Here is a 5,350-nt window from a genome sequence, read left to right on the forward strand (position 1 = left end):
GGCGCCGGTGCGGCGCTCGGCACGTTCGCCATCGGCGCCACCACGATCGGCTGCCTGCTGCTCGGCATCGCCGCCGTGCGCGCCGGGCGGCTGCCCGGCCCCGAACTCGCGGTGCTCGCGCTCACCCCGCTGGCCGCCGCCGACCTGGTGGCCGCCCTGCCGGAGGCGGCGGCCCGGTTGCTCGGCGCGCGCCAGTCCGCCCGCCGGCTGTCCGACCTGGACGCCCGGCCCGCCCCGGTCACCGACCCGGCCGCCCCGCAACCGCTCGGCAGCGCCGCCCGGCTGGACGCCGAGGCCCTCGCCGTGCGCTGGCCGGACGCGGACGCCGACGCGGTGTCCGGGCTGAGCCTCCGCGTCGGCAGCCACCGGGGTGCGCTGCTCACCGGACCGTCCGGGGCCGGCAAGAGCACCACGATCGCGGCCGTGCTGCGCAACCTCGACCCGTCCGCCGGCCGGATCACCCTGGACGGCCTGGACACCCGCCACGCCGCGCCGGACGACGTGCGCGCCCGGATGGCCTGGTGCGGCCCGGACACCCACCTGTTCGACAGTTCGCTGCGGGAGAACCTGCTGCTCGCCCGGCCCGGTTGCGGCGACGACGACCTCCGGGCGGCGCTGCGCCAGGCCCGGCTGGGCGGGTGGCTGGACAGCCTGCCCGGGGGGCTGGACACCGCCCTCGGGGCGCACGGCACGGCGGTCTCCGGCGGGGAACGCCAGCGCATCGGGGTGGCCCGGGCGCTGCTCGCCGACCGGCCGGTCCTGCTGCTCGACGAGCCCACCGCACACCTGGACGGGCACACCGCGGGCGAACTGGCCGCCGATCTGCGGGCGCTGGCCGCCGGGCGGGCCGCACTGATCGTCACACACCGCCCGGAGGACTTCCCGGACCTGCCGGTGATCACGCTTGCCCGGCCGGCCAACGCCGTTCCGGTGCCTCATAGGCTCTGTGGATGACACTCGACGAGCTGATCAACAAGGCCAAGGACTCGCTGCAGGTGACGATGGTCTACGGCGAGCCGTACGAGAAGGACGGGGTCACCGTGATCCCGGCCGCGACCGTCATGGGCGGCGGAGGCGGCGGCGGCGGCCGCGACGAGCAGGGCAAGCAAGGACAGGGCGGCGGCTTCGGGGTCACCGCCAAGCCGGCCGGCGCGTTCATCATCAAGAACGGCGAGGTGCGCTGGGAGCCGGCGGTCGACGTCAACCGGCTGATCACCACCGTGGGCGTGATCGCCCTGGCCGGCCTGTTCATCGGCACCCGCATCGCCCGCCGCCGTGCCGCCGGCGAGATCGAGTCATCCGGCTGAGCCGGCAACCTCCCCGCTATCCGGCGTCGTTTACGGGCTAGAGGCACGACACGGGAGGTTGGGTGAAGCGGTCCGAAGAAGCCGGGTACCGGGACTATGTCACGGCGCGGATGGACCCCCTGCGCCGCACCGCGTACCTGCTCTGCCGGAACTGGCACACCGCCGACGACCTGGTGGCGATCACGCTCGGCAAGCTGTACCGGCACTGGCACCGCGTCGGGGACGCCGAATACCTGGACGCCTACGTGCGGCGGATCCTGGTCCGCACCTGGCTGGACGAGCAGGGCCGGCCGTGGCGGCGGGAGCATCCCACCGAGGAACTGCCGGAACTGGCGGCCCCGCCGGCGCAGACGGTGGTCGACCGGGCCGCCGTGCTCGATCTGCTGGACAGCCTGCCGGCGGGCCGGCGGGCCACAGTCGTGCTGCGTGTCTACTGCGATCTCTCGGTGGCCGAGACCGCCGAGATCCTCGGTTGTTCCACCGGAACCGTCAAGAGCCAGACCGCGCGGGGGCTCGAGACGTTGCGCGCCCGGATCACCGGACTGCCCGTAGCCGACTAGCGGAGAGAGCGAGATGGACAAGCAACTGTTCGAGGCGGCCATCGGGGAGGTGCCGCCGTCCACCGTCGACGTGGACGCGATCATCGCCCGGGAACGCCGCGCGGGATGGGTTCGCCGGGCCGCAAACCCTTGGGTGGCCTCGGCCGCGGCCGTCGTCGCGGTCACCATCGGCGCCGCGGTCCTGCTGCCCGGTGACGACGAAGGCGGCAGCGCGCTCGTCGGCGCCCAGCCCACGACCCGGCCCCCCGCCCTCAGCACCACCCCGGTTTCCCCGCCGCCCTGCGACCTGGTGAGCCGGCGGGCGGCCCCGCCCACGACCGAGAATCCCCCCGGCCTGGACGAGCGGGCGGCGATGGCGGCCCGGCTGACCGCGGCGCTCGGCCCGGCGGTGCGTGCCGTGCTGCGGCCCGGCTCCCAACTGACGGCGAGTGCGTCGGCGGTCTATCCCGAGGGCCGGCGGCACGGCCCGTTGGAGGTCTACTACGTCGTCGATCCGGCGGGGCCGAAGAGTTCCGCGTGCGACTCCTCCTTCTACACGGCCAGGGCCAACGTGGTCGGAAGGACCGGGACCGGCAACCTGATGGTGGTCATCGGGGTGGCCGGGCTGCGCACGAAGTGCGACCCGGGCATCGCTTCCACCCAGGAGGCCAGCTGCGAGGAGTGGACCAGTGTCACCGGCGGCACAATCGTCGCCACCACCCGTCGGCTGGAGAGCGGCGCGCTCGTCAACCGGGTGGACGTCACCCACCTCGACAACACCATGGTCACCATCCAGGCGGAGAACGTCGCCGACGACGCCGCGGCGGGTGTCGCCCCGCCCCAGTCGGACCCACCGCTCGACCACAAGCAACTCGTCGAGATCGCCATGCTGGTGGAGCACGTCCTGAGCCCGTGAATGGTCGGCCGCCCGAGAGCGGTTCCGGTGCTGCGGCGTCCGCGCTGGCAACATGGCCTGCTGCGGATCCGGACCCGATCTCGGGCGGCCATCCGACAGGATCCACTACCCCCACTGTTGCCCGGCAGGGTCCAAAGCCCCCAACTCCCAGCTCGGTAATCGGTTGCCGACTGCTTGTAGTCGTTGGTGGGAGTGTGCGAGGGTCGAGGGATGCCGAGGTTCGTCGCAGCCGCGCTGGCGATCCCTGTTGCCGCGGCGTTCATCGTGGTGCCCACCCGTCCGGCCGGTGCCGAGCCGGCGAACCCCGGCCCGGCGGTGGTGACCCGACATCAGGTCACGCTGATCACGGGTGATGTCGTTGAGCTGCACCGGATGTCCGATGGCAACGCGACGGCGACCGTCCGGCCGGGGCCGGGGCGGGGCAACGTCAGCTTCGCCACCCGGCGGGTGGGCGGTGCGCTGCAGGTACTGCCCACGGACGCGATGCCCTTGGTGGCCAACGGAAAACTGGACGGCGAGCTGTTCAACGTCAGTGCGCTGGTGGACAACGGCTACGACGACGGCCACAGCGCCGGCATTCCCCTGATCGTCCAGTATCAGCCGGGGCTCGCCCCGGCCGCCGCGCCGGCCGGCACCTCCGCCCGGTTCAGCCTGGAGAGCATCAACGCCCGGTCCGTGCTGGAACCCAAGGACAGCGCGGCGACCTTCTGGGGTGCCCTGGCCGGCGCGGACGGCGAGGTCAGCCCGGCCGCGGCCGCGGTGGCCAGGATCTGGCTCAACCGCAGGGCGAAGGTGACCCTCGACGACAGCGTGCCGCAGGTCGGCGCGCCGCAGGCCTGGGCGGCCGGCTACGACGGAACCGGCGTGCGGGTCGCCGTGCTGGACACCGGCATCGACGCCACCCACCCGGACCTGGACCAGGGCAAGGTGATCGCCGAGGCCAACTTCTCCGACGACGCCGACGCGCTGGACCACTTCGGCCACGGCACCCACGTCGCCTCGATCGTCGCCGGCACCGGCGAAGGCGCCCCGACGGTGCGCAAGGGTGTCGCGCCGGGCGCGGGTCTGATCAACGCGAAGGTGCTCAACAGCTTCGGCTCGGGCACCTTCGACCAGATCATCGAAGGGCTGGAATGGGCGGCCGCGCAGGGTGCCGACGTGGCCAACCTGAGCCTGGGCAGCAGCGCCCCCGCCGACGGCACCATCGATCCGCTCATCCAGGCGGTGGACTCGATCAGCCGCTCGTCCGGCATGCTGATCGTGGTGGCGGCGGGGAACCTGGGCAACGGGGAGTCCACCATCGCCAGCCCCGGCTGGGCCGACGAGGCGCTCACCGTTGGCGCGGTGGACAAGCACGACGCGCTCGCCGGGTTCTCCAGCCGGGGACCGCGGCTGGGCGACTTCGGGATCAAGCCGGACATCAGCGCGCCGGGCGTCGACATCGTGGCCGCCCGGGCGGAGGGCACCAACCTCGGGCCGATCGTGGACGGCGACTACCAGCAACTGTCCGGGACCTCGATGGCCACGCCGCACGTGGCGGGTGCGGCCGCCATTCTCGCGCAACGGTTTCCGGACCACACCAACCGGCAGCTCAAGGACACGCTGATCACCACGTCGAGCACGCAGGCCGGGCAGACCGTCTACGAGCAGGGTGGCGGGCGGCTCGACGTCGCCCGGGCCCACCGGCAGCGGGTGTACGCCAGCCCCGGCACCCTGAACCTCGGCTTCTTCCCGTTCCCGCACACCGGCCAGGAACCGGTCAGCCGCACGGTCACCTACACCAACGACACCGAGGACGACGTCACCTTCGAGCTTGCCCTGCGACTGTCCGGAAAGGACAGCGGCCCGGCGCCGGACGGGATGTTCACGCTCAGCCGGCCGAACCTGACCGTTCCGGCCGGCGGAGCGGCCGACGTGACCGTGACCGTCGACCCGGGCGCCGGCCCGCTGGACCGCTTCGGCGGGTACCTGGTCGCCACCTCCGGCGACACGGTGGTGCACACCTCGATCGGCGCCTACGTGGAGCCGGAGATGTACAACCTCACCGTGTCCGGGATCGCCCGGGACGGCCGGCCCGCCGCGGTGATCAGCTGGGCCGAGCTGTGGAGTCTCGACACCGGGGCGTTCACGCAGCTGTTCTACTCGGTGGACAGCTCCACGGTGACCTTCCGGGTCCGCCCGGGCACCTACAACCTGGTCGGCTTCCTGGCCACCGCGGACGCGCAGAACCTGTTCGCTTTCGAGGTCGCGACCGTGGCGCAACCACAGCTGGAGATCACCGGCGACCGGACCCTCACCCTGGATGCCCGCACCGCCAACCAGATCGTGCTGGACACCCGGCGGCCGACCGCGCCGGCCACGTTCACCCTGTCCTACCACCGTGATCTGGGTGAACGGAACTTCCACAGCTCCTTCACGCTGAGCCCGCCGATCCGGCGCGGCTACGCCTCCCCCACGGCCACGGTGACCAAGGGGAACTTCGAGTTCTACTCCAAGTGGGACCTGGTGGCGCCGCCGCTGCTGGCGAAGGTGACCAGCCCGCAGGAGATACCGCTGCAGCCGGAACCGATGACCAACGCGGTCCCGGT

Annotated in this window: 5 protein-coding genes; all 5 read left to right on the top strand. The window is 72.7% G+C overall.

Annotation, left to right across the window (positions count from 1 at the left end):
• Window positions 1-954, top strand: a 954-nt coding sequence (locus tag VFO68_RS05610; protein ID WP_325157078.1) for an amino acid ABC transporter ATP-binding/permease protein, incomplete at its 5' end; no start/stop codon positions are given.
• Entirely contained in the window at window positions 951-1,307 is a 357-nt protein-coding gene (locus VFO68_RS05615) for a spore germination protein GerW family protein (protein WP_325157079.1), read from the top strand. The genes VFO68_RS05610 and VFO68_RS05615, both read left to right, overlap by 4 nt.
• 62 nt (window positions 1,308-1,369) lie before the next feature.
• On the top strand, window positions 1,370-1,867 hold the full coding sequence (locus VFO68_RS05620) for a SigE family RNA polymerase sigma factor (RefSeq protein WP_325157080.1): 498 nt from the start codon (window positions 1,370-1,372) through the stop codon (window positions 1,865-1,867).
• A gap of 13 nt (window positions 1,868-1,880) precedes the next feature.
• Window positions 1,881-2,762 (top strand): hypothetical protein, encoded by an 882-nt coding sequence (locus VFO68_RS05625; protein ID WP_325157081.1) that lies wholly within the window; start codon window positions 1,881-1,883, stop codon window positions 2,760-2,762.
• A 210-nt stretch (window positions 2,763-2,972) separates the two neighbouring features.
• Window positions 2,973-5,350, top strand: a 2,378-nt coding sequence (locus VFO68_RS05630; RefSeq protein ID WP_325157082.1) for a S8 family serine peptidase, incomplete at its 3' end; no start/stop codon positions are given.

The sequence above is a fragment of the Actinophytocola sp. genome (genome assembly GCF_035712165.1).
Classification (GTDB): domain Bacteria; phylum Actinomycetota; class Actinomycetes; order Mycobacteriales; family Pseudonocardiaceae; genus DASYTH01.